Origin of the sequence: Enterobacter bugandensis, assembly GCF_900324475.1 — a bacterium.
Taxonomy (GTDB): Bacteria; Pseudomonadota; Gammaproteobacteria; order Enterobacterales; family Enterobacteriaceae; genus Enterobacter; species Enterobacter bugandensis.
The window spans coordinates 1,637,229-1,663,193 of record NZ_LT992502.1 but is presented as its reverse complement, the minus strand read 5'-3'; the positions used below and the strand labels follow the sequence as shown (position 1 = coordinate 1,663,193).

19 protein-coding genes are annotated in these 25,965 nt (G+C 56.0%); 5 read left to right on the top strand and 14 right to left on the bottom strand.

Annotated elements, in window-relative coordinates; all coding sequences use genetic code 11:
• The first annotated feature begins 206 nt into the window (after positions 1–206).
• The 4 genes from pncB (at position 207) to DG357_RS07960 (ending at position 6,064) form a co-directional block, all read left to right on the top strand.
• Complete coding sequence (gene pncB, locus DG357_RS07985) at positions 207–1,409, top strand: nicotinate phosphoribosyltransferase (protein WP_045630030.1); 1,203 nt, start codon at positions 207–209, stop codon at positions 1,407–1,409.
• A 167-nt stretch (positions 1,410–1,576) separates the two neighbouring features.
• A complete protein-coding gene (asnS, locus tag DG357_RS07980; RefSeq protein ID WP_048960458.1) occupies positions 1,577–2,977 on the top strand; it encodes an asparagine--tRNA ligase in 1,401 nt (466 codons plus the stop codon).
• Between the two features lie 605 nt (positions 2,978–3,582).
• A complete protein-coding gene (locus DG357_RS07970; protein ID WP_028012583.1) occupies positions 3,583–4,689 on the top strand; it encodes a porin in 1,107 nt (368 codons plus the stop codon).
• A gap of 184 nt (positions 4,690–4,873) precedes the next feature.
• On the top strand, positions 4,874–6,064 hold the full coding sequence (locus DG357_RS07960; RefSeq protein ID WP_049136520.1) for an amino acid aminotransferase: 1,191 nt from the start codon (positions 4,874–4,876) through the stop codon (positions 6,062–6,064).
• Positions 6,065–6,112: 48 nt separating this feature from the next.
• Here DG357_RS07960 and DG357_RS07955 read toward each other — a convergent pair whose 3' ends face one another.
• The 7 genes from DG357_RS07955 to cmoM form a co-directional block, all read right to left on the bottom strand.
• Positions 6,113–6,760 carry an MBL fold metallo-hydrolase gene (locus DG357_RS07955; RefSeq protein WP_049136519.1) on the bottom strand — a complete coding sequence of 216 codons (648 nt, stop codon included), beginning with the start codon at positions 6,758–6,760 and terminating at the stop codon, positions 6,113–6,115.
• Positions 6,761–6,780: 20 nt separating this feature from the next.
• Positions 6,781–7,332: a YcbK family protein gene (locus DG357_RS07950; RefSeq protein ID WP_028012580.1), complete on the bottom strand. Its 552-nt coding sequence runs from the start codon at positions 7,330–7,332 to the stop codon at positions 6,781–6,783.
• A 174-nt stretch (positions 7,333–7,506) separates the two neighbouring features.
• On the bottom strand, positions 7,507–9,330 hold the full coding sequence (ldtD, locus tag DG357_RS07940) for a L,D-transpeptidase (protein ID WP_088204947.1): 1,824 nt from the start codon (positions 9,328–9,330) through the stop codon (positions 7,507–7,509).
• A 178-nt stretch (positions 9,331–9,508) separates the two neighbouring features.
• Positions 9,509–13,960, bottom strand: coding sequence for a chromosome partition protein MukB (gene mukB / locus DG357_RS07935; RefSeq protein ID WP_088204946.1), 4,452 nt, complete (start codon positions 13,958–13,960; stop codon positions 9,509–9,511).
• Positions 13,960–14,664, bottom strand: coding sequence for a chromosome partition protein MukE (gene mukE / locus DG357_RS07930; protein ID WP_008499954.1), 705 nt, complete (start codon positions 14,662–14,664; stop codon positions 13,960–13,962). Before mukE ends, mukB begins: the two co-directional genes overlap by 1 nt.
• Positions 14,645–15,967, bottom strand: coding sequence for a chromosome partition protein MukF (gene mukF / locus DG357_RS07925; RefSeq protein ID WP_041910621.1), 1,323 nt, complete (start codon positions 15,965–15,967; stop codon positions 14,645–14,647). The genes mukE and mukF overlap by 20 nt, the downstream gene beginning before the upstream one ends.
• Before the next feature lie 3 nt (positions 15,968–15,970).
• A complete protein-coding gene (gene cmoM, locus DG357_RS07920) occupies positions 15,971–16,750 on the bottom strand; it encodes a tRNA uridine 5-oxyacetic acid(34) methyltransferase CmoM (RefSeq protein ID WP_047368216.1) in 780 nt (259 codons plus the stop codon).
• Positions 16,751–16,874: 124 nt separating this feature from the next.
• Here cmoM and elyC point away from each other — a divergent pair, with 124 nt between their 5' ends.
• A complete protein-coding gene (elyC, locus tag DG357_RS07915; RefSeq protein ID WP_028012575.1) occupies positions 16,875–17,654 on the top strand; it encodes an envelope biogenesis factor ElyC in 780 nt (259 codons plus the stop codon).
• Here the strand turns inward: elyC and DG357_RS07910 are convergent.
• The 7 genes from DG357_RS07910 to DG357_RS07880 all read right to left on the bottom strand — a co-directional run bounded on the left by DG357_RS07910 (position 17,631) and on the right by DG357_RS07880 (position 25,934).
• A complete protein-coding gene (locus tag DG357_RS07910) occupies positions 17,631–18,524 on the bottom strand; it encodes a YcbJ family phosphotransferase (RefSeq protein ID WP_028012574.1) in 894 nt (297 codons plus the stop codon). The genes elyC and DG357_RS07910 overlap by 24 nt on opposite strands.
• A gap of 141 nt (positions 18,525–18,665) precedes the next feature.
• Positions 18,666–19,412, bottom strand: coding sequence for a 3-deoxy-manno-octulosonate cytidylyltransferase (gene kdsB / locus DG357_RS07905; protein ID WP_047368214.1), 747 nt, complete (start codon positions 19,410–19,412; stop codon positions 18,666–18,668).
• Positions 19,409–19,591, bottom strand: a complete 183-nt coding sequence (gene ycaR, locus DG357_RS07900) for a protein YcaR (RefSeq protein ID WP_006174474.1) — start codon at positions 19,589–19,591, stop codon at positions 19,409–19,411. Before ycaR ends, kdsB begins: the two co-directional genes overlap by 4 nt.
• 45 nt (positions 19,592–19,636) lie before the next feature.
• Positions 19,637–20,866 carry a winged helix-turn-helix domain-containing protein gene (locus DG357_RS07895; RefSeq protein ID WP_088204945.1) on the bottom strand — a complete coding sequence of 410 codons (1,230 nt, stop codon included), beginning with the start codon at positions 20,864–20,866 and terminating at the stop codon, positions 19,637–19,639.
• A 44-nt stretch (positions 20,867–20,910) separates the two neighbouring features.
• Complete coding sequence (gene lpxK, locus DG357_RS07890) at positions 20,911–21,888, bottom strand: tetraacyldisaccharide 4'-kinase (protein WP_047368212.1); 978 nt, start codon at positions 21,886–21,888, stop codon at positions 20,911–20,913.
• A complete protein-coding gene (msbA, locus tag DG357_RS07885; protein ID WP_028012570.1) occupies positions 21,885–23,633 on the bottom strand; it encodes a lipid A ABC transporter ATP-binding protein/permease MsbA in 1,749 nt (582 codons plus the stop codon). The genes lpxK and msbA overlap by 4 nt, the downstream gene beginning before the upstream one ends.
• Before the next feature lie 36 nt (positions 23,634–23,669).
• Complete coding sequence (locus DG357_RS07880; RefSeq protein WP_088204944.1) at positions 23,670–25,934, bottom strand: ComEC family protein; 2,265 nt, start codon at positions 25,932–25,934, stop codon at positions 23,670–23,672.
• Positions 25,935–25,965: the final 31 nt, after the last annotated feature.

Here is a 25,965-nt window from a genome sequence, read left to right as displayed (position 1 = left end):
TTGCGTAAAACGCGCTATGCAGAATGTTCATCTTTTCAGGCTTAAACACCTTTTTCGCTACATTTGTATAACACGGGGCACGAAATGCTCTCGACCATAAAGTGTGCTTATGTTGTGATCGGGGTTCAATAAATCACTAAACAAGGTATACTCCGGAGTTGTTTATTGTACTAAACGCCCCCGTGAGAGGATGCTACAGCGCACCTATGACTCAATTCGCTTCTCCGGTTCTGCATACGTTGCTGGATACCGACGCGTATAAACTGCATATGCAGCAAGCCGTTTTCCACCATTACTATGACGTTCACGTCGCGGCGGAATTCCGCTGCCGTGGTGACGACTTGCTCGGTATCTACGCAGACTCCATTCGTGAACAGGTCGATGCGATGCAGCATCTGGCGCTCACCGATGACGAATATCAGTGGCTTTCTGGCCTGCCTTTCTTTAAAGCGGACTATCTGAACTGGCTGCGCGACTTCCGCTATAAGCCTGAACAGGTCACCGTGACCAACGAGAACGGCAAGCTGGATATTCGTCTTGAAGGTCCGTGGCGGGAAGTGATCATGTGGGAAGTGCCGCTTCTGGCCGTCATCAGCGAGCTGGCTCACCGCTACCGTTCGCCTGAAACGGGCGTCGAACAGGCGGTCGCCTCGCTGGAGAACAAACTTGAGGCATTCTCAACGCTGACCGAAGGGCTGGATATGTCCCGCTTCCGCCTGATGGATTTCGGCACCCGTCGCCGCTTCTCTCGCGAGGTTCAGCAGGCTATCGTTGAACGTCTGCAGCAGGAGCCGTGGTTCGTGGGTACCAGCAACTACGATTTGGCGCGTCGCCTCAACCTGACGCCAATGGGCACTCAGGCGCACGAGTGGTTCCAGGCGCATCAGCAAATTAGCCCGGACCTGGCTAACAGCCAGCGTGCGGCGCTGGCTGCGTGGCTTGAAGAGTACCCGAATCAACTCGGGATCGCCCTGACCGACTGTATTACGATGGATGCCTTCCTGCGCGACTTTGGTCCCGAGTTTGCTGAGCGTTACCAGGGGTTACGCCACGACTCAGGGGATCCGGTTGAATGGGGCGAAAAGGCGATTGCCCATTACCAAAAACTCGGCATTGACCCGATGAGCAAGGTACTGGTCTTCTCCGATAATCTCGACCTGGCGAAAGCCGTCGAACTGTATCGTCATTTCAATGCCAGAATTAATCTGGGCTTCGGGATCGGTACCCGGTTGACCTGCGACATTCCTCAGGTAAAACCTCTGAATATCGTGATAAAGCTGGTGGAATGTAACGGCAAGCCGGTGGCAAAGCTCTCCGACAGCCCGGGTAAAACCATCTGCCATGACAAAGCGTTTGTTCGCGCATTGCGCAAAGCGTTCGATCTCCCCCAGATCAAAAAAGCCAGTTAAGCGCTTACGGGAGCCTTCAGGGCTCCCTTCCCTTATTTATTTCTCAATTCTTCTCTTTTGACTGCGAAATTTACTTGTCTGATAGCGGTTGGCAGGTAACATAGATATCCCCCCGTCTTGGGGTGGACAAGTGTTTATTTTTTCCGACTATTAACAGAGAGAATATTATGAGCGTTGTGCCTGTAGCCGACGTACTCCAGGGCCGTGTCGCCGTTGACCAGGAGGTCACCGTGCGCGGATGGGTGCGTACTCGCCGAGATTCTAAAGCTGGCATCTCCTTCCTTGCCGTCTATGACGGTTCCTGCTTTGATCCTGTACAGGCCGTCATTAATAATTCTCTGCCCAATTACAATGATGACGTTCTGCGCCTGACAACGGGTTGTTCCGTTATCGTCACCGGTGTGGTTGTGGCATCCCCGGGCCAGGGCCAGAGTTTCGAGATCCAGGCTTCTGCCATTGAAGTGACCGGCTGGGTTGAAGATCCGGACACCTACCCGATGGCGGCAAAACGTCACAGCATTGAATACCTGCGTGAAGTCGCACACCTGCGTCCGCGTACCAACCTGATTGGTGCGGTGGCTCGCGTGCGTCATACGCTGGCCCAGGCGCTGCATCGCTTCTTCGATGAGCAGGGTTATTTCTGGGTGTCTACCCCGCTGATCACCGCGTCCGATACGGAAGGCGCAGGCGAAATGTTCCGCGTCTCGACGCTGGACATGGAAAACCTGCCGCGCACGCCGGAAGGTAAAGTCGACTACGACAAAGACTTCTTTGGTAAAGAAGCCTTCCTGACGGTATCCGGCCAGCTCAACGGCGAAACCTACGCCTGTGCGCTGTCTAAGATCTATACCTTCGGCCCAACCTTCCGCGCCGAAAACTCCAACACCAGCCGCCACCTGGCGGAGTTCTGGATGCTGGAGCCGGAAGTGGCGTTTGCCGATCTGAATGACGTAGCAGGTCTCGCAGAAGCGATGCTGAAATACGTCTTCAAAGCGGTGCTGGAAGAGCGTCCTGACGACATGAAGTTCTTCGCCGAACGCGTAGACAGCGATGCTGTGGCACGTCTGGAGCGTTTCGTCTCTGCCGACTTTGCGCAGGTGGACTATACCGACGCGGTAGCGATCCTCGAGAAATGCGGTGAGAAGTTTGAGAACCCGGTTTACTGGGGCGTCGATCTGGCGTCTGAGCACGAACGCTATCTCGCCGAGAAACATTTCAAAGCGCCGGTTGTCGTTAAAAACTACCCGAAAGACATTAAGGCCTTCTATATGCGCCTTAACGAAGACGGGAAAACCGTGGCAGCGATGGACGTACTGGCGCCGGGCATCGGTGAAATCATTGGTGGTTCTCAGCGTGAAGAGCGTCTTGACGTGCTTGACGCGCGCATGGAAGAGATGGGTCTCAACCCTGCGGACTACAGCTGGTATCGCGATCTGCGCCGTTATGGCACCGTTCCGCACGCTGGGTTCGGTCTGGGCTTCGAGCGTCTGATCGCCTACGTTACTGGTGTTCAGAACGTGCGTGACGTAATTCCGTTCCCGCGTACACCACGCAACGCCAGCTTCTAAGCAACGCAACAGACAATGGCCAGCATTTGCTGGCCATTATTTTATTCTGCCCTGTCAGTTTTTGTCAGCGTAAAGTCAGCGTTTTTAAACCACTACCCCGTCACAACCGCTACCTGTTACGTTTTGTTTCCGCGAAATATCCAGCCACAAAAAATTAACCTCATTCTTATTGCGATTATTACATTCTGAAGTAATAGCACAAATTTCAACCAATTTTTCAGCCATCCAGAAGTCTTTTTAGGGTCATAAGAAAAAACGAGTCGTTTAACATTCGCTTATAGGAATTGCCTTTATCCAAATTAATCATAAGGAATTCATATATATAGGAAACAAACCGATGCTTAATTCGCCAGGGGGTTCTGAAATTTGAGATGGTTCACAAAGTTCCCAAAAATACACATTTAGTTACACATATTTTCTTTCTGTAACTCAATCTTGAGAATTGTAGCACTTTCAGGCTAGCGAAACGCTTCGGTGAATGGAAAGATGCCTGTCAGATACATAAAGACACCAAACTCTCATCAATAGTTCCGGAAATATTTATTGACAGAATTTATTGACGGCAGTGGCGAGTGTCATAAAAAAACCAATGAGGGTAATAAATAATGATGAAGCGCAATATTCTGGCAGTGGTAATCCCTGCCCTGCTGGTAGCCGGTGCAGCTAACGCTGCAGAAATCTATAACAAGAACGGCAACAAACTGGACTTCTACGGTAAAGTTAACGCCGAGCACGATTTCGTGACCTCCGGCGATGACACTAACAATAACGACGCTACCTACGCGCAGATCGGTTTCAAAGGCGAAACTCAGATCAACGACCAGCTGACCGGTTACGGCCAGTGGGAATACCGCTTCATGGCTAACCAGGCTGAGAACACCGCTCAGGCTAACAAAAACCGTCTGGCCTTTGCTGGTCTGAAAGCGGGCGACGCTGGCAGCATCGACTACGGTCGTAACTACGGTATCGTATACGACGTTGAGTCATACACCGATATGGCGCCGTCCTTCTCCGGTATGACCTGGGGCGGTAACTACGTTGATAACTTTATGACCAGCCGCAGCACCGGCCTGCTGACCTACCGTAACAGCGATTTCTTCGGTCTGGTTGACGGTCTGAGCCTGGGCGTACAGTACCAGGGTAAAAATGACCGTGCTGACGTTAAAACCTCTAACGGCGACGGCGTAGGTTACTCTCTGGGTTACGACTTCGGCGAAGGCTTCGGTGCAATCGCATCTTACAGCAACGCTAACCGTACTCTGAACCAGAAAGCTGATGGCCAGGGTGATAAAGCTGAAGCATGGGGCGTGGGTCTGAAATACGACGCTAACAACCTCTACCTGGCAACTACCTATGCAGAAACCCGTAACACCACCCGTACCGGTTCTAGCGGTGATGCAGGTTTTGCTAACAAAACTCAGAACTTCGAAGTGGTTGCTCAGTACCAGTTCGACTTCGGCCTGCGTCCAGCAATCTCCTACGTGCAGACCAAAGGTAAAGACCTGGCTGCCGTCGGCGGCTTCAGCGGTGGCGATGCAGACCTGGCTAAATTCATCCAGGTTGGTACCACTTACTACTTCAACAAAAACTTCAACGTGTGGGCTGACTACTACATCAACCTGCTGGATAAAGACACCGACTACGCGAAAGCTGTTGGCGGTCTGAACGGCAACGACGATATGGCTGCTGTGGGTGTAACCTACCAGTTCTAATCAGAACACCACTTTGTTATATGCATAATGAACAGGGCTTCGGCCCTGTTTTTTTATGCCTGACAGAAAATAATGGCGACTTTTGAAAAGCCGCACGCTTTTCGTCGCAAACGGTTGGCATTTTGTAAATCTACCGTTAACCTGATAGCGGATTTCACTTCTGTAATCACAATGGAACTTCGTCATGTTTGAGAACATTACCGCCGCTCCTGCCGACCCTATTCTGGGCCTGGCCGATCTGTTTCGTGCCGACGACCGCCCTGGCAAAATCAACCTGGGTATTGGTGTATATAAAGATGAAACCGGCAAAACTCCGGTACTGACCAGCGTTAAGAAAGCTGAGCAGTATCTGCTGGAAAACGAAACCACCAAAAACTACCTCGGTATTGATGGTATCCCTGAATTTGGTCGCTGCACCCAGGAGCTGCTGTTCGGTAAAGGCAGCGCAATTGTGAGTGACAAACGTGCCCGCACGGCGCAGACCCCTGGCGGTACCGGCGCGCTGCGCGTGGCGGCGGATTTCCTTGCGAAAAACACCTCTGTGAAGCGCGTATGGGTGAGCAATCCAAGCTGGCCGAACCATAAGAGTGTCTTTAACTCTGCGGGCCTGGAAGTGCGTGAATATGCTTACTACGACGCGGCCAATCACTCTCTGGACTTTGACGGCCTGCTCTCAAGCCTGAGCGAAGCGCAGGCGGGTGACGTGGTGCTGTTCCACGGCTGCTGCCACAACCCAACCGGTATCGATCCAACGCTTGAGCAGTGGGAACACCTGGCGAAGCTGTCCGTAGAAAAAGGCTGGCTGCCGCTGTTTGACTTTGCCTACCAGGGCTTCGCCCGCGGTCTGGAAGAAGATGCTGAAGGCCTGCGCGCGTTCGCAGCCGTACATCAGGAGCTGATCGTTGCAAGCTCCTACTCCAAGAACTTCGGTCTGTACAATGAGCGTGTAGGCGCCTGTACGCTGGTTGCGGCTAACGATGAGACCGCCGATCGCGCTTTCAGCCAGATGAAGTCCGTTATCCGCGCAAACTACTCTAACCCGCCGGCACACGGTGCGTCTGTTGTTGCGACCATTCTGAGCAACGATGCGCTGCGCGCGATTTGGGAACAAGAGCTGAACGATATGCGTCAGCGTATCCAGCGCATGCGCCTGCTGTTTGTGAACACCCTGGCTGAGAAAGGCGCTGACCGCGACTTCAGCTTCATCATCAAACAGAACGGTATGTTCTCGTTCAGCGGCCTGACCAAAGAGCAGGTTCTGCGTCTGCGTGAAGAGTTTGGCGTATACGCCGTAGCCTCTGGCCGCGTAAACGTTGCAGGCATGACCCCTGACAACATGGCGCCACTGTGCGAAGCTATTGTCGCCGTCCTGTAATTTGCGCCCACAAAAAAGCCTGCGTTAAGCAGGCTTTTTTTATGCCGGTTACCAGACAGGCATTTCATCCTGAAGGAACGGGTTATGGAGCCGTTCATAGCCCAGCGTCGATATCGGACCGTGTCCAGGGATAAACGTTACGTCATCACCCAGCGGCAATAACTTCTGTTTAATCGACTGAATCAGCTGCCCGTGATCGCCGCGCGGAAAATCGCTGCGTCCTACGCCACCTTTGAAAATCACATCGCCGGAAATCAGCAGACGGGACTGGTCGTCAAAGAAGACGATATGGCCTGGCGTATGCCCAGGACAATGCAACACCTGTAAAGTCACATTCCCTACGTTAACGCGCTCTCCTTCGTTCAGCCAGCGATCGGGCGTCAATGGCAGACACTCATCAAGGCCAAACATGCGGCTTTGGGCGGGTAACCCCTGCAGCCAGAACTCATCTTCTTTTTCCGGGCCAATAATCGGCACACCGTAGTGTTTAGCCAGTTCAGCCGCTGCGCCTACGTGGTCGAGGTGACCATGCGTCAGTAAAATCTGCATCAGCGTCACGCCGCTGTCGGCAACGTCCTGCTTGATTTTCTCAGCGTCACCGCCGGGATCGACAAGCGCGGCCAGTTTGGTTTGCTCGCACCAGATTAATGAACAGTTCTGGGAGAACGCGGTAACCGGAATAATACGATAGTTCATACTGCTCCTGTGTTTCGTTATTACCAGTGCCGAACCGGCCCGGTATCAATATGCACAAAGTTGCTACGTGGGTAATATCCTACACCACCCGCGCGCATAGATAACGCGGCTTTGCGAATATTGGCTAACGAAACGCCTTCAATGTGGAAATCCATTGCCTGTCCCTTCGTGTGGTAGCTTTTTTTCGCTACCCCACGGCTATGGGCGCGCAGTTCATTGTTGGTATCAATTGAGCGATAACCAGAAATAAGCTGCACCGGCTTGCTGGTGCCCAGCAGGCCCTGAAGGCGGAAAAGCTGATCAAACAGTCCTGGGTCGATGGCTTTTACTTTATTCGCGCGGAAATCACGGAAAAAATGGTTGAGTCTTGCTAATTCATCCTGAATATAGCCTCTGCCATCGAAAAACTCCGCTTTTAGCGACTCACCGGTGTGAAGATTGCTGAGCGTTAAAACGCGCGGACGAGGTGTCGAGAGGGTGGCAAATGCTGGCGTCGGTAAGATGGCCGCTGCGCCAAGCGCAACACCACCTAACGCCAGCAGCTTGCGGCGATTAGCGTCAAATTTGTCCATGATAATCAGGTCTACAGGTCAAGGAAATCGTAATATGCTTAGCGCACGAAGGGCACCTTAACTGGCAAAACAGGGTACGTCAAGGCGCCCAACCCCAGTGAATACGCGGCTTACAGCGATATTGGCCCCGATTCACCATAACTTACGACAATCATTTTTCCCGAACTACTTCATTTACCTGATTAATTGTTCCGCTTTTGGCAAAATTTGTGCGCCGGATCGCGCGGTGAGATCATAATTGTAAATATCTGTACGGTACTGCGTGCGACCGTCTTCACCCACAAACGCTGTCAGATAATAAAGATTAACCGGAATGTTGTGGCGAATATTCACGTAGCGCGTATCACCCTGCTTCAGGGCGTCAGAAATACGCGTATCGTTCCAGCCCGCATCCTGCAGCAGCATGTTGGCCAACTCCGAGGCTTTATTCACGCGCACGCAGCCTGAACTCAGTGCCCGGGTATCTTTCTGGAACAGATTGTGGTTCGGCGTATCGTGCAGATAGATAGCATCTGAACTTGGCATGTTGAATTTGTAGCGCCCCAGCGAGTTATGCGCTCCGGGAGCCTGCTGGAAGCGGAACGGTAGGTTGGAGGCCGTGATCGTCGACCAGTCGACCATGTAAGGATCGATCGCCTCTTTACTGTTCCAGCCACGCATGACCGTATAGCCGTGACGTTCCAGATAACCCGGATCGTTCCAGACCTTAGGCAGAATGTCCTTACGCGCCAGCGTCGGCGGCACGTTCCACGGCGGGTTAACCACCACGTTATTTAACGCGCTGCTCATCATCGGCGTTTTGCGATCCGGACGCCCGACAATCACGCGCGAGGCCAGCTTCTCGCTACCATTCTGATAATAAACCAGTGAATAGGCCGGGATGTTGACCATAATGCCGGTAGACAGCGTGCCCGGCAGCAAACGCAAACGCTGAATATTAAGCGCCAGCACCCCGGCCCGCTGCGCAGGTGATACGTTAAGCCAGTCACGCGTTGAGGGTCCAATGACGCCATCGGCTCCCAGCCCTTGAGCGGCCTGGAACTGTTTAACCGCGGCAACCAGCTCGCGATCGTAAGCCTCGGGCTTATTGCTCAGGGTAGTGGCCTTGTTCTCTTTTATGGGCGCTGACGGGCTGACCACCGCGCTTTGCGGATCGTCGCCCGGCAGGGCAATCTTCGGCCCGCCATCAAGAATACCGGAGCGTTTAAGGATCTCGCGCAGGGCTGGCACATCGCTGCTCCACTGACCCGGACGCAGCGTTGCGGTCCCCCGTATTTGCGGCCATGGACGCGAGTCCCCCACCAGCGCGAGGAGCGACTGGTGCATCGTGGCATACTGTGGATGCGCCGGCGCGAGGCTGGCAATGAAGCGCGGCAGGTCGCCATTATCCAGCGCTAATTGCCACTGGTTAATCACCGACAGGGCTGGCGTCGCCAGCTTATAGGGCCTATCGCTATACAGCCAGCGGTTGCCATTGACCGGAATACCCGCCACAAACTGCAGGTAACCCATCATGGCATCGGAAAGGACCACGTCCCGCGCCTGACCGGTGACGGCAGGATCGGTTAACAGCTCAACCCACTTCGTAAACTGCGGCTGGAATCCCGCAATGGCCACTTCCGCCAGCTGTTGCTGGAAGGCGCGCACGGCTTCACGATTTTCCCACATGGGTTTCATATCGCGGGCAGCATAAAGCAGCGTGAGCTGATTGATATAGGCAGGCGTGTAGCCTGAAGGCAGGCCTGTCTGGAGCTGCTGGCTGAGCGATTCAACGTCGATGCCTTCCGGCAGCGGCTTAATCCCGGCCATGATGGCCGTTGCCGTAGACTGTTCCAGCGGCTGAGATAATGACGTCGGCTGCGCGCCTGTCGTTGCGGTGCTGTCAGTCGGCACAATTTCAGGCTCGTCGGCCTGGGCGGTTAACAGTGGAGCAAACATCACTGCCAGACATAAACTCAGCGCTGACAGCTGACGACCACATTCTTTCTTTAGCAACATCCCTTGCCCCCTGTTTTCACGACATGCCCATCACGGTGGGGCTTTCTTTTATTATAGGTAGACGACAACTCTGTTGCCTTACCTTATGTAAAGAAGTTTAAAGATAACGCAGCCCTGAACACAAGTTAAGAGAATAAAAAAAGCGGCGCTTCTGCGCCGCTCTTTGTAACAAAACGCCTCAGGAAGCGTCCGCCGTGGTTTCCGGCAATGATTCCGGCGGCTGCGGCGCAAAGCCACGCAGCCCGACAACGTGCACGTGTTCGCTGTTCTGGAACACTTTACGCACCAGCTTATAGGTGGTGCCTTTTTCAGGGCTGATGTTTTCCGGTGCCGCAATGATGAGCTGCATATCGAGACGTTCGCAAAGCTCAAACAGCGTGGCAATCGAGCGGGCATCAAGACGCGCCGCTTCATCGAGGAACAGCAGTCGGCATGGGGAGATGTCTTTCCCGCGCAGGCGGCGCGCTTCATCTTCCCAGCTCTGCACCACCATCACCAGAATCGACATCCCGGTACCAATCGCTTCACCGGTCGACAGCGCTCCGGATTCCGCACGCAGCCAGCCGTCTGAACCACGGTTTACCTCAACTTCCATTTCCAGGTAGTTACGATAGTCCAGCAGCTCTTCACCGATGGTTTGCGGCGTACGCTGGCCCATATCAATCTGCGGATTCAGGCGCTGATACAGCTTCGCCAGCGCTTCGGAGAAGGTCAGACGGTTGCTGTTGAACAGATCCTGATGCTGCTCGTGCTGCTCAGAGAGCACGTCCAGCAACGTAGCGTGGGCTTCCCGCACGTTGACGTTAAGACGCACGCTGTTGACCTGACCAAACGAGACGCTCTGCAGCCCCTGGTTCAGCTGGCGGATACGGTTCTGCTCGCGCTGAATGGTTTTGCGAATGATATTCGCCACGCTGCGGGAGCTGATCGCCAGCTTCTGCTCGCGGGAGGTCAGCTCTTCCGTCAGGCGGCCCAGCTCAATTTCCATCTGTTCGATGGCTTCGACCGGATCGTCGGTACGGATAATGTCCTGACGAATACGCTCGCGCAGGTGCTGATAAACCGCAACGAAGAACTGAATTTTACGTTCAGGACGTTTCGGATCCTCTGACATGCGCAGCACATCGCGCAGGTGTTCGTTATCCGCCACCGCCAGACGCAGCGCACCCAGCGCCTTATCCGACATCGAACGCAGCTCATCGGCAGAAAGGTATGCCAGCTCGCGACGGTGCAGGCGACGTTCAACGTTGTTATCTTTCACCATCCGCATCACGGCGCACCAGCCCGCTTTCGCCGTCACGACCTGCTCGCGCATTTCATGATAGTCGCGCTCCAGCTTGCGCAGGCGGCGGGTCAGGTTATCCATTTCCGCTTCGCAGAAGGTGAGCGCTTTTTCCAGCTGATTACGACGCGCGCGGTTATTGCTGAGCTGGCTATGCAGCTCATCACGACGAATGCGCGCGCGCTCTTCCGCCCCGCTGTCGGCACGAACGCCAATGTCTTGCAGCTCTTTCTGCAGGTCGTTTAACAGCTCTTTCTTGGTGTCGAAGGAGCTTTTCAGCGAAGCCAGTACCTGGTTGTACTGGTTCAGCTGAGCGGAGTGGCTGCGCATCGCTTCGCGAGCGCGGGTACGTTCCGCTTCCGCCTGCTCAAGGCGCTGGCGCAGTTTTTCATTCAGGTCGCTGTTACCGCTCAGCATTTCAGCCGAATCGGAGTAGCCGAAGTGCGCACGACGCTGCACCACTTCCGTCAGGGCAAACGCCTGCTGACGCGCTTCGCGCTGCACCTGCTGCGACCAGGCGTAATCTTCTTTTAACTGCTCGAACTGTTCCGGGTCGCTCTGCAGTACAGACACGACGGGCTCCAGCTTCGCCAGCTGGTTGCCGTGCTGCTGCACGAAGCGCGCGGCTTCCTGGGCTTCATCCAGACGTTCCTGGATCTCATCCACGCGGTCGGCCAGCGTGTCATCCGCCAGCAGGTTCAGGCGCGGCAGAATGCGGTTAAGGGCAGCGACGCCCTCTTTCGCCTGTTCGAACTGGACGCGGCTCTGCTGGTTGTCACTTTCATGACTGGCAATCGCGCGCTCCAGCTCGCCACGGCGGGTGTTGAGCTTGCGGATTTCCGCTTCCGGGTCGGCTTCAAACGCCACGCCCAGATGGCTGCCGATAAAGCGGCTGAACGCCTGGTGCAGACGCTGGGTTTTCTGTACGTCAAACGACAGGGTGGCAAAGCGTTCAGACAGCGTTTCACGCTCGGCGTGGAGGCTCTCGATGCGGCTTTCGCGCGCGGCGCGGCCAAACAGCGGCAGCTCCGGGAAGCGGGAGTAACGCCACTGGCGATCGGCGATTTTCACCACCACCGCTTTTTCCAGCTCGTCAACGCTGAAGACGCTGTCATCGAACGACTGCGGATCCCCTTCGATCAGATAGAGATCTTCCGGGCAATCTTCCAGCCCTGCGAGCTGCTCAGAAATCAGCGACAGATCCGGCACCACAATTGCGTTGCGGGATGGACCGTACAGCGCGGAGAAGTACGGCGCATCGTCCAGGCCAACGTCATCGTAAATCTCAGACAGCAGTACGCCGCCAAAACGCTCGGCTAAGGCGTTCAGACGCGGATCTTCTGACCCGCCGGGCTGGCTTAAGCGCTCGATTTCTTCATCGACGTCACGCTTGCGGGCACCCACTTCGTCACGTTCAACAATGGCTTCGCGCTCGCGCTCCAGCAGCTGTTGCAGGTATTCGGTCACCTGCTGGCTGGATTCGAACTGCTCGCCGCACTGTTCGCTGAGCTGGTTCAGGCTGCTTTGCGCTGCCAGCCAGACCGGCGCACGCTGCAGGAGCGCCTTCGAACGGGACTGAAGCTGCTCCAGCTCCTGACGCAGCGTCATACGCTGTTCGCTGGCATTTGATACGGTATCGGACAGGGCCGCAATACGCGCTTCCAGCTCCTGATGCAGGGCCTCAAGCTCGTCGAAATCGTAATGTTTACCCTGACGCTTGCAGAACTCGGCCAGCAGACGTTCGGCTTCCTGCTGCTCGCGCAGGCGCTGTTCCAGCTCGTTCAGGCGCATACGCAGCGGCTGCACCTGCTCGGCCAGATGGCGCTGGTTGACGCCGTCGCGCAGCAGTTCACGGGCAACGTCCCAGGCTTCGCTACGCGCCAGCGGGCCGTTAATGGCAACTACCAGCTGATAAGCCTGTTCAAACTGGCTGTGCGCCGTTTGCGCGACGCTCATTTTCTGTTCAAGCGAGAGCAGTTTCTCGGTGGCTTCCTGCTCTTTGGCCTGGAAGGTGTCCAGCCATTCGTCGGCACTTTCCGGCGTCAGGTCTGGCAGATGGCACAGCTCTTTCGCACGCTGTAGCGCCTGCAGCGCCTGGTTGTACTGAATCGCACGCGTCTGCTGCACGTCCAGAGCCTGCTGGTAGTCCGCAAGCTGGCTTTTAAGCTCGTCCACTTCCAGCTCGGCGGCTTCGGCGCGGGCTTCGTTCTCTTCCTGCATCTCGGCGGCTTCGGCCACCACTTCATTCTGCTCTTCGAGACGAATTTGCAGCTCATCGAGGTCCGCTTCGTAGCGTTCGATCTTTTCCTGCTGACGCAGCGCGGTCTGCACCAGGTTCAGGTGATCGCTGGCGGCCTGGTAGTCGGCTTCCAGGTCGCCCTCGGCACCGTTGTGCTCACCCAGCTCGCGCGCCATTTCGACGTGCTTGTACTGCTCGGCCACCAGCTGTTTACGGGAGGTAAACAGCTCGCGGCGATATTCTAATGCCTGATCGAGATGGACGCGGCGCTCGTTGGCGTGGCGCATATAGTCCGCCGCCACGTAGTTGGTCGCTTCGCTGATCAGATGTTTAAACAGGTCGCGGTCAGACTGGGTAACGCGAATCGCTTCCAGCGTCATGCGGTTTTCACGCAGTGCCGCCTCCATATCCTGGAAGGCCTTACGCACGCCGCTGTTTTCCGGCAGCAGGTAGTCACGCAGGGAACGGGTAATGGCGCTGGAGATACCGCCGTACAGGGACGCTTCGATCAGACGGTAGTATTTACTACGGTCTGAAGCGGTGCGCAGACGGCGCGCCACCACGCCCAGATCGAACATCAGGGAGTGATAGTCGGTAATAGAGTTGAACTGCTTAAACTGCACCCCTTCGATGGCTTCAAGCTTGTCCTTCAGCTCCTGCAGCGTCAGGACGCGCGCCTGGCGTTCATTCAGCGTTTCCGTCAGCAGCGCGGTCGGCTGTACGGAGGTTGGCAGCCCCTGAATGGCGAACGGTTTGATATCCACTTTACGGTCGCGGCCGGCAACCTGTTGCAGACGTACGCCCACCACCACGCGCTGGTGACGGGAGTTGATGACGTCCAGCACGGAATAACAGACGCCCGCTTTCAGCTTACCGTGCAGGCCTTTATCGCGGGAGCCGCTTGTCGCGCCCGCTTCGGTGGTGTTACGGAAGTGAAGCAGCGTCAGGTCGGGGATCAGCGCCGTTACAAACGCCGCCATGGTGGTGGATTTACCCGCCCCGTTACCACCGGAGAGCGTCGTGACCAGCTCATCCAGATCGAAGGTTCGGGCAAAGAAGCCGTTCCAGTTAATCAGCGTCAGTGAGCGAAATTTACCGCGTTCAATCATTACTCTTCCTCCCCGCTATCCGGCAGATTCTCTTCATGCTCATCATTGAGCTGCAAATGGTTTTCCACCGGCATCGCTTCACCGTCGCGGATCATGCGAAGCTGCGCTTCACGCGCATCATCGCCCGCACGCACGTCGGCGCCGAAGCGGAAGACCGATTCCGTGATGCGGAATTTGCTGCTGTCGTGGCCCATAAACCAGACCATCCCCAGACGGCGCAGACGGTTCAGGGAAGAGCGAACCTTTTCCTGTAATTTTTGACGGTCAAGATCCGACCCCGTCGAACGGTTATTCACCAGCTTAAGCAGCTTGCTCTCATCCGCCAGCGTCAGCAGTTCATCGTACAGCTCCTGCTGGGTGAAGATGCCTTCATTTGCCAGGCGTTCCGGGCTGAGGTAGAGATAACAAAGAATTTTGCCAACCATCATGTCCAGCTCGGAGAGCACGGAGCGCGGGATCAGGGTCGTGGAACGCGGGCGCAGATAGAAAAAGCCTTCCGGCGCGCGGATAAGCTCCACGTTATAGCGGGCGTAAAACTCTTCCAGGTACTCCTGGAAGTCCATCAAAAAGGCGTGATTATCCAGCTCGTCCAGGCCAATGTGACGACCGGCACGCAGCTGGCTGTCCAGCGCCGGAAATAACGGATTCGCCAGCGCCTGTGCCAGCTTAACTGGCATCACTTGTTCAATATTTGTCAATGACATGCGCCTGTACCTTGGCTCCGTAATCGTTAATTGGCTGCCACTTCGGCGGCAGTCCGGTGAAGTCTGCTTGCGCGATACCCAGGCGCACCGCCTGGTCTACCACAATGCGGGCAACGTCGAAGTGGCGCGCGCGCGGATATTGCGCCAGATAGTCGCGCACCACGAGCCCAAGATCCAGCGGCGCTTGTCTGGTTTTGTAGACGGCGAGCTGTTCTTCGATCATCGCCGCAAGTTGCTCACGAATTTCGTTGAATTCTTCGTACTCCAGATCCGGCGGCAGTTCACCGGTGACCTCTTCATCGCGCAGCGCCATCTCTTCGTCGCGCATATCCAACAGACGATCGGCATTGGCATAGGTCAGCGCCCACGGTGCATCAAAGTAGGTCTGTACCGACTGACGAAGACGCTGAGCAAAGACGCGGTTTTTATCCATATCAATCGCGGTACGGATAAATTTATGCACGTGGCGGTCATAGCCGATCCACAGATCGATCGACTGCTGGCCCCAGCTGATAATGCGGTCAAGTTTGCTCTGCAGATCAAACACCAGACGGTCGATAAAATGCAGATCGTCGTGCGCCAGGGTCGCGTCCTGGATGCGCAGCAGGTTGGCCTGCAGCTTGTCCCCTGCGGCCTCCAGCGTATCCTGCAGCTCACGCAGCGTACCGGAGGTTTCTGACAACAAAAGTTCACAGCTGGAAATGGCCGCACGCCAGTCCTTGTTCAGCAGCTGCGCGATATCGTCTTTCACCTGCTGCTGCTGCTCGTCCATCAGACGCTGAGTGAGATCGATACTGTCGAAAATCTCGGCCACCGAGTATTTCAGCGGCGCGTAAACGTTGCGATGCCAGTGGAATTCGTCACCGTTTTCATCGGCTGCGTCGGCGGCACGTTTAAGCTCACCCGCCACGATCGAGAGCTGCATGGAGAGACGCAGCGTGGAAAATTCGCGCTGGCGAATGTAGTAGTCGGTGATGCCGATGCCCAGCGGGGTCAGGCGATAGATGGCGTTTCCTTCCGCCTGCTCGCTGGTAAAGCGGTTCAGCAGACGTTGACGCACCATATCGTTGATTGCGTTATTGGCACGCACGCTAATGGTTTCGCTGGTTTGCTCAAACGCATCACTGACGTGGCGGAACGCATCCACCAGTTCACCCTCGCTCATTTCACCATCCAGCCGTTCGCCGTTCAGCGTGGCAACCGCCAGCAGGAAAGAGAGTCTGTCTACCGGCAGCGAGATGGAGAAATCGTTTTTCCTGGCCCAGGCAACCAGTTCGGGGACTGTCTGGGAAAATTCACTCATAGGTTATCCTTGCATCTGCGGCTTGTGCGCGGTGACGTGAATATAGCGGCCAAGGCTGACGAACGGCTCCTGGCGGCAATACCGCGTTTCTAATTCTGTTAAGGTGTCAAAACAGTCACGCTGTTTGTGTTTTTCACGCAGATAATCATGAAACACCCTGACGCCCGTCTTCCCGACGATCTGCCAGCCAATCTCTTCCAGCCAGCCGTAAACCTGCTGCGGATCGCGCGGATAGTCCGGGGAAAGCGTGCGTTTTTTCTTTTTCGGCATCCCGACCTGAACATAGTCGAAGTTCCCTGCCACCATGTTGTGCATCAGGAAGCCGTTAGCATTGTAGAACATCAGCGACAGCGTACCGCCCGGACGTAACATTGACCACAGGGTTTGTAACACGCTTTGCGGATCGGCAACCCACTCCAGCACCGCATGAAACAATATCAGATCAACCTGGGTTTCCAAATGCTGCGCGATGTCCTGAGCGGCGCATTGTATAAAATGCATGTTGTCGCTCACACCTTTCTCTTCTGCCGCACGCGTCGCGCGGGCGACCATTTCAGCAGAAAGATCGCAAAGCGTGACGTGATGACCGCGTTCAGCCATTTTTATCGCCGTCTGCCCTTCACCACCTCCGGCGTCCAGCACGCGCAACGTTTGGCCGCCAAAGCCCGCCAGAATGGTATCCAGATCCTGCCAGAGGATCGTCTGACGGAGCTGCCCTTTCGTGGTGCCATAAATGTTGCGCGAAAACTTTTCCGCGATGTCATCAAAATTGCGATCCCGCATTGGGAGAGTTCCACTCGCTAACTGCAAAACCGCTATTTTGTCACACCCGCGCGGAGAATGAACCTCTCTGGTGTAATATCACCGGTAATCATCTGCTGTATGGTCAAAAAAGGAACCAAAAAGGATGCTTTTTACCCTTAAGAAATACGTTGGAGGGATGATGCTTCCCCTTCCGCTGCTGCTTATCATCATCGCGCTGGGGCTGGCGCTGGTGTGGTTTAGTCGCTTTCAGAAGAGTGGCAAAACGCTTATTACGTTCGGCTGGCTGGTCCTGCTGCTGCTGAGCCTGCAGCCGGTGGCGGATGGACTGCTGCGCCCCATCGAAAACAGGTACCCTACGTGGCAGGGAAACCAGAAAGTTGATTACATCGTTGTGCTGGGCGGCGGGTATACCTGGGACCCTGACTGGGCCCCCAGTTCGAACCTGATCAACAACAGCCTGCCACGGCTAAACGAAGGTATTCGCCTGTGGCTGGCGAATCCGGGATCAAAAATGATCTTCACCGGCGCAGCGGCCAAAACCAACCCGGTGAGTACGGCTGAAGCGGGGGCCAGAATCGCGGAATCGCTCGGCGTACCGCGTTCCTCTATCATCACGCTGGACAGCCCAAAGGATACCGAGGAAGAGGCTGCCGCGGTGAAGCAGGCGATTGGCGATGTTCCGTTCTTACTGGTGACCTCCGCCTCGCACCTGCCAAGAGCGATGATTTTCTTCGAGAAGCAAGGTTTGCACCCGCTTCCCGCACCGGCAAACCAGATGGCCATCAGCGCGCCGCTCAACCCATGGGAACGGGTGATCCCCTCTCCGATGTGGTTGATGCATAGCGATCGCGTCGGCTACGAGACGCTCGGACGCCTCTGGCAGTGGCTGAAAGGCTCGTCAGGCGAGCCAGGGCAAGAGTGATTTAGCCGCCAGATCGAAGTTGGCGCGATTGAAACGTCCGGTGTTGACCAGCTGCGCCACTTCGTCCCAGAGCAAATAAAGCCAGCGACGCCAGAGAAACGCCTCTGCAACGGGCGCGCGTTGAAGGTAGTGCCACAGTAAACCTTCCGCCGCCCCGCTGTCGCTGAGCCTGAACAGCTCATATTCCCGCGGTGCCCAGAGCATGATCCCCGGCCCTAGCATCGCCAGGAGCTGATCGCTGCGGGAGTCTTTGAGCATACTGCGCAGAGTAAAATTGCCGTGGATCAGCACGCAGTTGTCGTTAAAGCCGTCGAACAGCGCCGGTAAGCACTCGCGGGTGCGAAACAGAATACGTTTGTCCTGCATGGTCAAGCCGGTATTGTTGAACTGGTTAAGCGTCCCCCACAGCACTTCCACCCGCTGGCGATACCACAGCGGCCACAGGTTTTCCTGGGTGCTGTCAACCGGACCAACAAGCCCGCGGCTATCCTGTCGGTGCCAGGCCAGCAGCGCCTCAACAATCTGGTCTTTCAGCTGTTCCCAGCGTTCCGGCGTACGCGCGGGCGCTTCAACCGGCACACCGCGTAAACGCTCAATCAGCAGTACGTCCGGGCCGGGATGTTCCTCGTGGGTCATCACGCCGTACACGGTCGGCATACGGACGGTTCCCTCCCGTGCCAGCATCGACATTTTCCAGGCAAGCTGTCTGGCGACGCCCGGCGACGAGAAGCTTCGTGCCATCAGCGGCATCGGGTTGCCCTGGCCGTCATACAACGACCAGAGCGCGGTATCGACCTTTTCACTCACGCATTCGACCCGGCTTAACTTCTCACCCAGCAGATGGCTAAGTTCGGCACGCAGCTGTTCCATATGAGATTACCCCCATTAAGACTACTGCTTTTATAATGAGCGCACAGCGTGAAGATGTCACCCGGAAGAGATCAATTAGGGTAAAGAAAGGGGAATTTGCGGGGAGAGGACATCCCTCCGAAAGGAGGGATGCAGGCGGGATTAACGCAACTCGGCGCGGACGCGCTCAAGATCTTCCGGCGTATCAACGCCCGTTCCCGGTACTTCGCGGGCAACGGCAACGTGGATTTTTTCGCCATACCAGAGCACGCGAAGCTGCTCCAGCATTTCGATATGCTCCAGCGGGCTCGGCGCCCAGGCTACATAGCGGCGAATAAAGCCGGCGCGATAGCCGTAGATCCCAATATGACGCAGGAAAGAATCACCGATGGTCTCTTTAGAGAGCGCAAAGCGATCGCGATCCCACGGAATCGTAGCGCGGGAGAAATAGAGCGCATAGCCTTCGGCATCCATCACCACCTTCACCGCATTCGGATTGAATACCTCTTCAGCGTGGTGAATAGGCACCGCGAGCGTCGCCATACCGACCTGACGCTGCGCCAGGTTTTCCGCCACCTGACGGATAATAACGGCCGGGATCATCGGCTCGTCGCCCTGCACGTTTACGATGACCGTATCGTCACTGAAACCACATTTCTCAACCACTTCAGCCAGACGCTCGGTGCCGGACTGGTGATCGGCGCGGGTCATGCACACCTCACCGCCTGCGGCCTCAACCGCACGGGCGACATCAGGATGATCGGTTGCAACGATAATGCGGTCGGCACCGGACTCACGCGCCCGCTCAAGGACATGCACAATCATCGGCTTGCCGTTGATATCTACCAGCGGTTTACCCGGCAGACGCGTTGAGGCATAACGTGCAGGAATAATGACAACAAAACTCATGGTTTGCTCTCTTCTGCCACCAGGGAACGGGCTTCATTTTCCAGCAGTACCGGAATGCCGTCACGCAGCGGGAAGGCCAGACTGTCCAGCTTGCAGATCAGCTCCTGTTTGTCCTGGCTGTAGTAAAGTTTGCCGTTGCATACCGGGCAGGCAATAATTTCAAGTAAACGGTGATCCATAGTTCCTCCGTATGGGTAATCGCTAAAGCTTAACACATTCCCTTTTCAGGGCGTGCCTGTTTCCCAGCCACTTCGACAGGATGTGAATAACCCGTCAGGTACCCGGCCAAGCGTTACGTCGCGAGCCTCCTGCCAGCGCGCGAACTCGCTAATGGCGGACGATAACCCTTTTTCCAGGCTCGCCGTGACCCTGATGCCTTCTTGCAGATAAAGGGCAATGACTTCAAGCGTGCCGGTCTTGCGGTGCATTTTGGCATCCATGCGCCCGACCAGTTGTCCCTTGTGCAGCAGCGGTAAAACAAAGTAGCCGTATTGCCGCTTTGGCGCCGGGGTATAGCATTCCAGCCGGTAGCTGAAGTCAAACAGCTGCTCGGCGCGTTTTCTGTCCCAAACCACCGGATCGAAAGGTGACAACACCGCGCTGTGGGTCGCCCGGAGTTTCCCCTCCAGAGCCTCGGGCAGCAGAGGGACAAGATCCGCATGCAGCCACATTTCTCCCAGCGTTTCCACCATAACGGGAATAACTCGCTGTTCACGCTGCCACATCTCCAGCAGAGGCTTCAGCGCAGGCTGACGGAGGCGGTAATAGTCTGCCAGCCATTGCGGACGGAAAATGCCCAGGCTGCGGGCGCTGTTCTCCAGCATGATGGCCTCGGCCACCTCCTGGGTAAGCAGATCCCGCTCGTCGTCCCAGTGAGGCATCACGCGATGCGTCAGATCATAAACGCGCTGAAAATTACGCCGTTCAATGACCATGACTTTGCCTGACGTGAACAACCCTTCAAGATGACGCTTGTGCGGCTTCCACTCCCACCATCCGCCTGCACCTTTGCGCGGATGTTCAAAATCGGCGGATCGAACGGGGCCGTTTTCCTGAATATGGCTGATAAGCTGCTCTATTTCAGCCTCATGCTCCTCCATCCACGCCTGCCGGTATTTCCATCCCATCTTTTCCGGAGCAAGCATACGGTGACGCACCAGGGCGAAATCGCTACGGGGCAGGAAGCAGGCTTCGTGAGCCCAGTACTCCATCAGCTCCCCTTTGGAGAGCGCCTCATCCAGCCACTGCGGAGGATAACTCCCCAGGCGGCTAAATAGCACCAGGTAAGGGCTACGGGCGACAATGTTAATGGTGTCGATTTGGAGCAGCGACATGCGCTGGACGGTAGAGAGGATATCGGCAGGCTGCGCGCGGCGAGGGGGCTTTTTGAGCAGCCCCTGCGCGGCAAGGTGTAAATGACGTGCGGCTGAAAGCGAGAGTTGCGGTAAAGACATGCGTTTTCCTGTCAGTCAAAGCGCCACCAGAACCGCGTAAGCCTCTACTGCACCAACGCAATCAGTTCCTTAAGCAATTGTTCCGGCTGTTCGCCGCTGAGTTCAGCGTCAACCGGCAGATACCACCAGTTTTCTTTCGCAAAGGCACGGCATTTCACCGCATCTTTTTCGGTCATAATGAGCGTCTGGCCAGGCGCGGTAAGCGCCTCAACCTGCTCTGCCACCAGCGCCTGATGGTCAGCCAGCGGAACGCGTTTTTCCAGCCGGGCGCCACACTGTTCCAGCGTCGCGAAGAAGCGCGGCGGATGACCAATACCCGCCATTGCCACCAGCGAAGGCAGTTCTGCAACCGCCCGGCGTTCACCCGTCACCAGGTTGACCGCCATTCCCGGTAACAGACGCATAGGAATTTCACCCGCCTCGGCTTCACCGCCGTTAACAATCACCGCATCAACGGACTTCAGACGCGAAGCCCGTTCACGCATGGGGCCAGCGGGCAGCCACCAGCCGTTGCCGAAACGACGCACGCCGTCGATAACTACAATCTCTTTATCACGCGCCAGAGCGTAATGCTGCAGGCCGTCGTCAGTGATGATGATTTGTGCCGCGTGTTCAGCAAGCAGGGCCTGCACGGCGTCGCTGCGCACCGGGGAGACCGCAACCGGCGCACCGGTACGCTGGAAAATCAATACTGGCTCATCACCCGCTTCTGCGGTCGTGGTTTCCGCCGACAGCAGCAATGGGTAGTGCGCCGCTTTACCACCATACCCACGCGACACCACGCCGGGGCGGATGCCGCGTTTTTGCAACTGCTCCACCAGCCAGATCACCACTGGCGTTTTGCCGTTGCCGCCCGCCGTGAGGTTACCCACCACGACTACCGGAACCGGCGCGCGCCAGGCACGCTTGATCCCCAGACGGTAAAACAGGCGAATAATGCCGCTCACCAAACCGTACAGCCAGGAGAGCGGCAAAAGCAGCAGCCACAGCGGGGATTCACCGGACCAGATGCGTGCAATCATTCGCCGAACTGCATCTTATGAAGCTGGGCGTAAACGCCACGATGTTCCAGCAGATCGGCATGGCTTCCGCGTTCAACAATGATGCCGTCCTCAACCACGACGATCTCATCTGCCTGCTCAATAGTGGACAGACGGTGCGCAATCACCAGCGAAGTACGGTTCTTTTGCAGTTCATCCAGCGCCGACTGAATCGCGCGTTCAGATTCCGTATCCAGTGCAGAGGTTGCTTCGTCCAGGATCAGTATCGGGCTATCGCGCAGCAGCGCGCGCGCAATGGCGATACGCTGGCGCTGACCGCCGGAGAGCAGTACCCCGTTTTCACCGATTATCGTGTCCAGACCGTTATCCATCTTGTTGATAAAGTCCATTGCATACGCCATACGCGCGGCGTTCTCAATCTGCTCGCGGCTGTACTCGTCAGTGCGTGCATAAGCAATGTTGTTGGCAACCGTATCGTTGAAGAGATGCACGTTCTGAGAAACCAGCGCAACCTGGTTACGCAGCGACTGCAGGGTGTACTCCCGCAGATCGTGACCATCCAGCAGGATCTCACCTTCGTTAATATCGTAGAAACGAGTGATGAGGCTCGCAATGGTGGATTTACCGGAGCCGGAGCGGCCTACCAGCGCAACGGTTTTACCTGCCGGAATCGTCAGGTTGATATTGCGCAGAGCCGGCGTTTCGCGGCCTGGATAGGTGAAGGTCACGTTGCGGAACTCCACGTCGCCACGGGCGCGCTCTACCTCGCGTGTACCTTCGTCTTTTTCCTGTTCAGAATCCAGAATGCTGAACAGCGTCTGGCAGGCGGCCATCCCGCGCTGGAACTGGGCGTTCACGTTGGTCAGGGATTTCAGCGGGCGCATCAGGGCAATCATCGAGGAGAAGACTACGGTGATAGTACCCGCCGTCAGCGTTTCCATTACGCTCGGGAAGCTTGCCGCATAAAGAACGAACGCCAGCGCCAGTGAGGCAATCAGCTGAATGATCGGGTCAGAGATGGAAGAGGCCGAGACCATCTTCATCCCCTGCAGACGCATTTTGTTGCTGACTTTGTCAAAGCGTTTGGTTTCAACTTCCTGACCGCCGAAGATCAACACTTCTTTGTGCCCTTTCAGCATCTGTTCTGCGCTGGTCGTCACCTGCCCCATGGTGTTCTGCATATTCTTACTGATATTGCGGAAGCGCTTTGAGACGACGCGGATAGCAATGGACACGACCGGTGCCAGCACGATAAGGATCAGCGACAGCTGCCAGCTGTAATAGAACATCATTGCAAACAGACCGATGATCGACGCTCCTTCGCGCACGACGGTAATCAGCGCACTTGAAGAGGAGGAGGCAACCTGCTCTGAATCGTAGGTAATACGAGACAGCAGCGTCCCGGTGGATTGCTTGTCAAAGAATGAGACCGGCATGCCCATCATGTGGCTGAACAGACGACGGCGCATGGTCATAACCACTTTCCCGGAAACCCAGGAAATGCAGTAGCTGGAGATATAGCTGGTGATACCACGTAAGATCATCAGCCCGATAACCACCAGAGGCATCCATAGCAACACTGAGCGATCCGTTTTACCAAAACCGTCGTCCAGTAACGGTTTGAGGAGCGATAACATAAAAGTATCGCTGGCTGCGTTGAGGATTAACGCTACACCCGCCACGATCAGGCCTGCTTTAAAGGGAGCAATCATCGGCCAGAGTCGGCGGAAGGTTTGCCACGTGGAGAGATCTTTGTCGTTATGCATTCAAAAAACCAGCATTTGTTGAAATAGCCGCATATTCTACCCGTTATCTACGGGCGCGCCAAACCACTGATGATACCAGGGGGGTAAAAATTGATCCCGCACGCGCCGGATTTGCCAGCGATGGTGCGAAAATGTCACCGATATTTGCCCGGAATGGGGGGTATCGTGCCAGATATATCCCTCTTTTCGATAGCGCCGGACTACTTTAGCAGACGGGAATCGCCATGCGTTATAGCGGGCCGCTGAATCCAGAGCTATCAGCCCCTCAACCCGCTGTACCAGCGGCAATGACGACGAGGTATTGCTGCCGTGATGAGGTACCTGTATGAGGGTGGACGTCAGATGCTGCCAGTAATGGCTAAGCATAGCCTGTTCTGCCTGTGCTTCAATGTCTCCCGTCAGCAGAACGCTCTGCTCGCCGTCGTCAATTTTTACTACGCAGGAGTGATTGTTACCCTGAGCCGGATAATTTTCAGTGGGCCAGTGGACGGTGAACGTTAACCCCTGCCATTGCCATCTTTGCCCGCGAAAGCAGGGACGATGCCCGGTCTGGTGCAACGGACTTCTTACCCACATTTCAGGCCATGTTTTTTGCAGCGATACAAGGCCTCCCGCATGGTCGAGATGCTCATGGCTGAGAATAACGCCTTCCGGCTGCAGATGATGCCAGCGCAGCCATGGAATAATTAACCGCTGTGCACTATCCCCGCCCGGCCAGGCAAGCCCGGTATCGTAAAGAATGGCTTTTCCCTGTCGTTCAATAACCATTGCCAGCCCCTGCCCCACGTCCAGCATATGGAGCGTCCAGGCGTCGCTTTTCGCCGTCCGCCAGAGGGGAGAAGCCAGCAAGACACTTCCCGCCAGACAAACGGCAGGAACGGTTTTCCAGGCACGGAAACGCCAGCCGATGAGGATAAGCCACGGCAGTAACGTCATGTACTGCCAGCGCTGGTCCACACTCTGCCAGCCGTCTGGCAGGCGCATCAGCAACCAGAACAACCCGGCAAGCGTCTTATCGGCTGCATACCAGATGCCGCTTTCCAGCCCCTCCAGCGGCAGCAGATGGAGCAGCATGCCGAGTAAAATCAGCGGTACGCAGACAAACGTCACCAACGGCACGGCAAAGAAATTGGCGATCAACGATGAAATGCTAAAGCCATGGAAAATCAGAACCTGTAGCGGCATGAGAAGTAACAGCATGCCGACCTGCAGATAGACAAGGTTCAGCAGCGGACGTATCCGGCGAGCCCACTGCCAGTGAGGAAGCGGCAACCACTGAAACCAGAAAATCAGCGCGGCGACGGCAAATGCAGACAAAAGCAGACTCTGCGAAAGTATGGCTAAGGGATCGCTTATCAGGATCGCCGCGACACAGCAGATCCACACATGCCATGGAGACCATTGCCGGGAACCGATCCGCAGCGCCGCCAGCACAGAAAGTGCGATGACCGTGCGTAGCGCGGGCGGTTGCAGACCGGTCAGCCAGGCGTAGAAAGCAGCAAAGAATACCCCTGCCAGCAGAGGCATCTGCCAGTTGACCTGATGGCAAGGTAATAAAAACTGAAGCCCGCGCACAAGAAACCAGACGATGGAGGCCGCCAGCGCGATATGCAGACCAGAAATCGCCATCAGATGCAGCGTGCCGGTTTCACGCATCAGGTCTTTTATTTCCCTGGGGACATCCAGACGTTCTCCCATGCCCAGCCCGAGGATAACCGCGCCCCAGCGATAAACTGAAAGTCGGTTTTGCAGCGATGTCAGGTATTGCGCTCGCAAGCTGCAGCGTCCATCGATGAGTTCTGCATGGGTAAAACGCCCACTTAGCGTTTGATGGCGGGCAATAGCGCTGCGCTGGGGGTCATACCCTCCGTCGTTCAGTTCGCCGTGTACAGGCCTGAGCCGGAGCGTCATCGCCCAGCGCTGACCGGCACACGCTTTCTGCGGCAGATAATGACCATAAAGCGTTACGCCTGTTGACGCCCACCAGCGCTGGCCATCAACGGTGAGTATTTTTCCCTGATGCACAGTGGCACCATCAGTCGCGGCGATCTCCACCTCCGCCTGTACGGCACCTGCGGTTAAATGCTGCATCGGCCAGACGCTCTCTTGCGCGGCCAGAATGCCCCACACGCAAAATAACAGCGTCATCCCCACATACTTCAGCCGTACGTTTTGGCGTGCGGCCAGTGCAACTCCGCCAGCCATCATTATCCAGATGGTATAACGCGATGGCAGTTCAGGTAACCAGAGTAACGGGGCTATCGCCAGAATGGCGCAGATACCTAAAGCGGGAATTCCCATTGCTACCTCCCTGTTTCTGGGTGGCAGTATG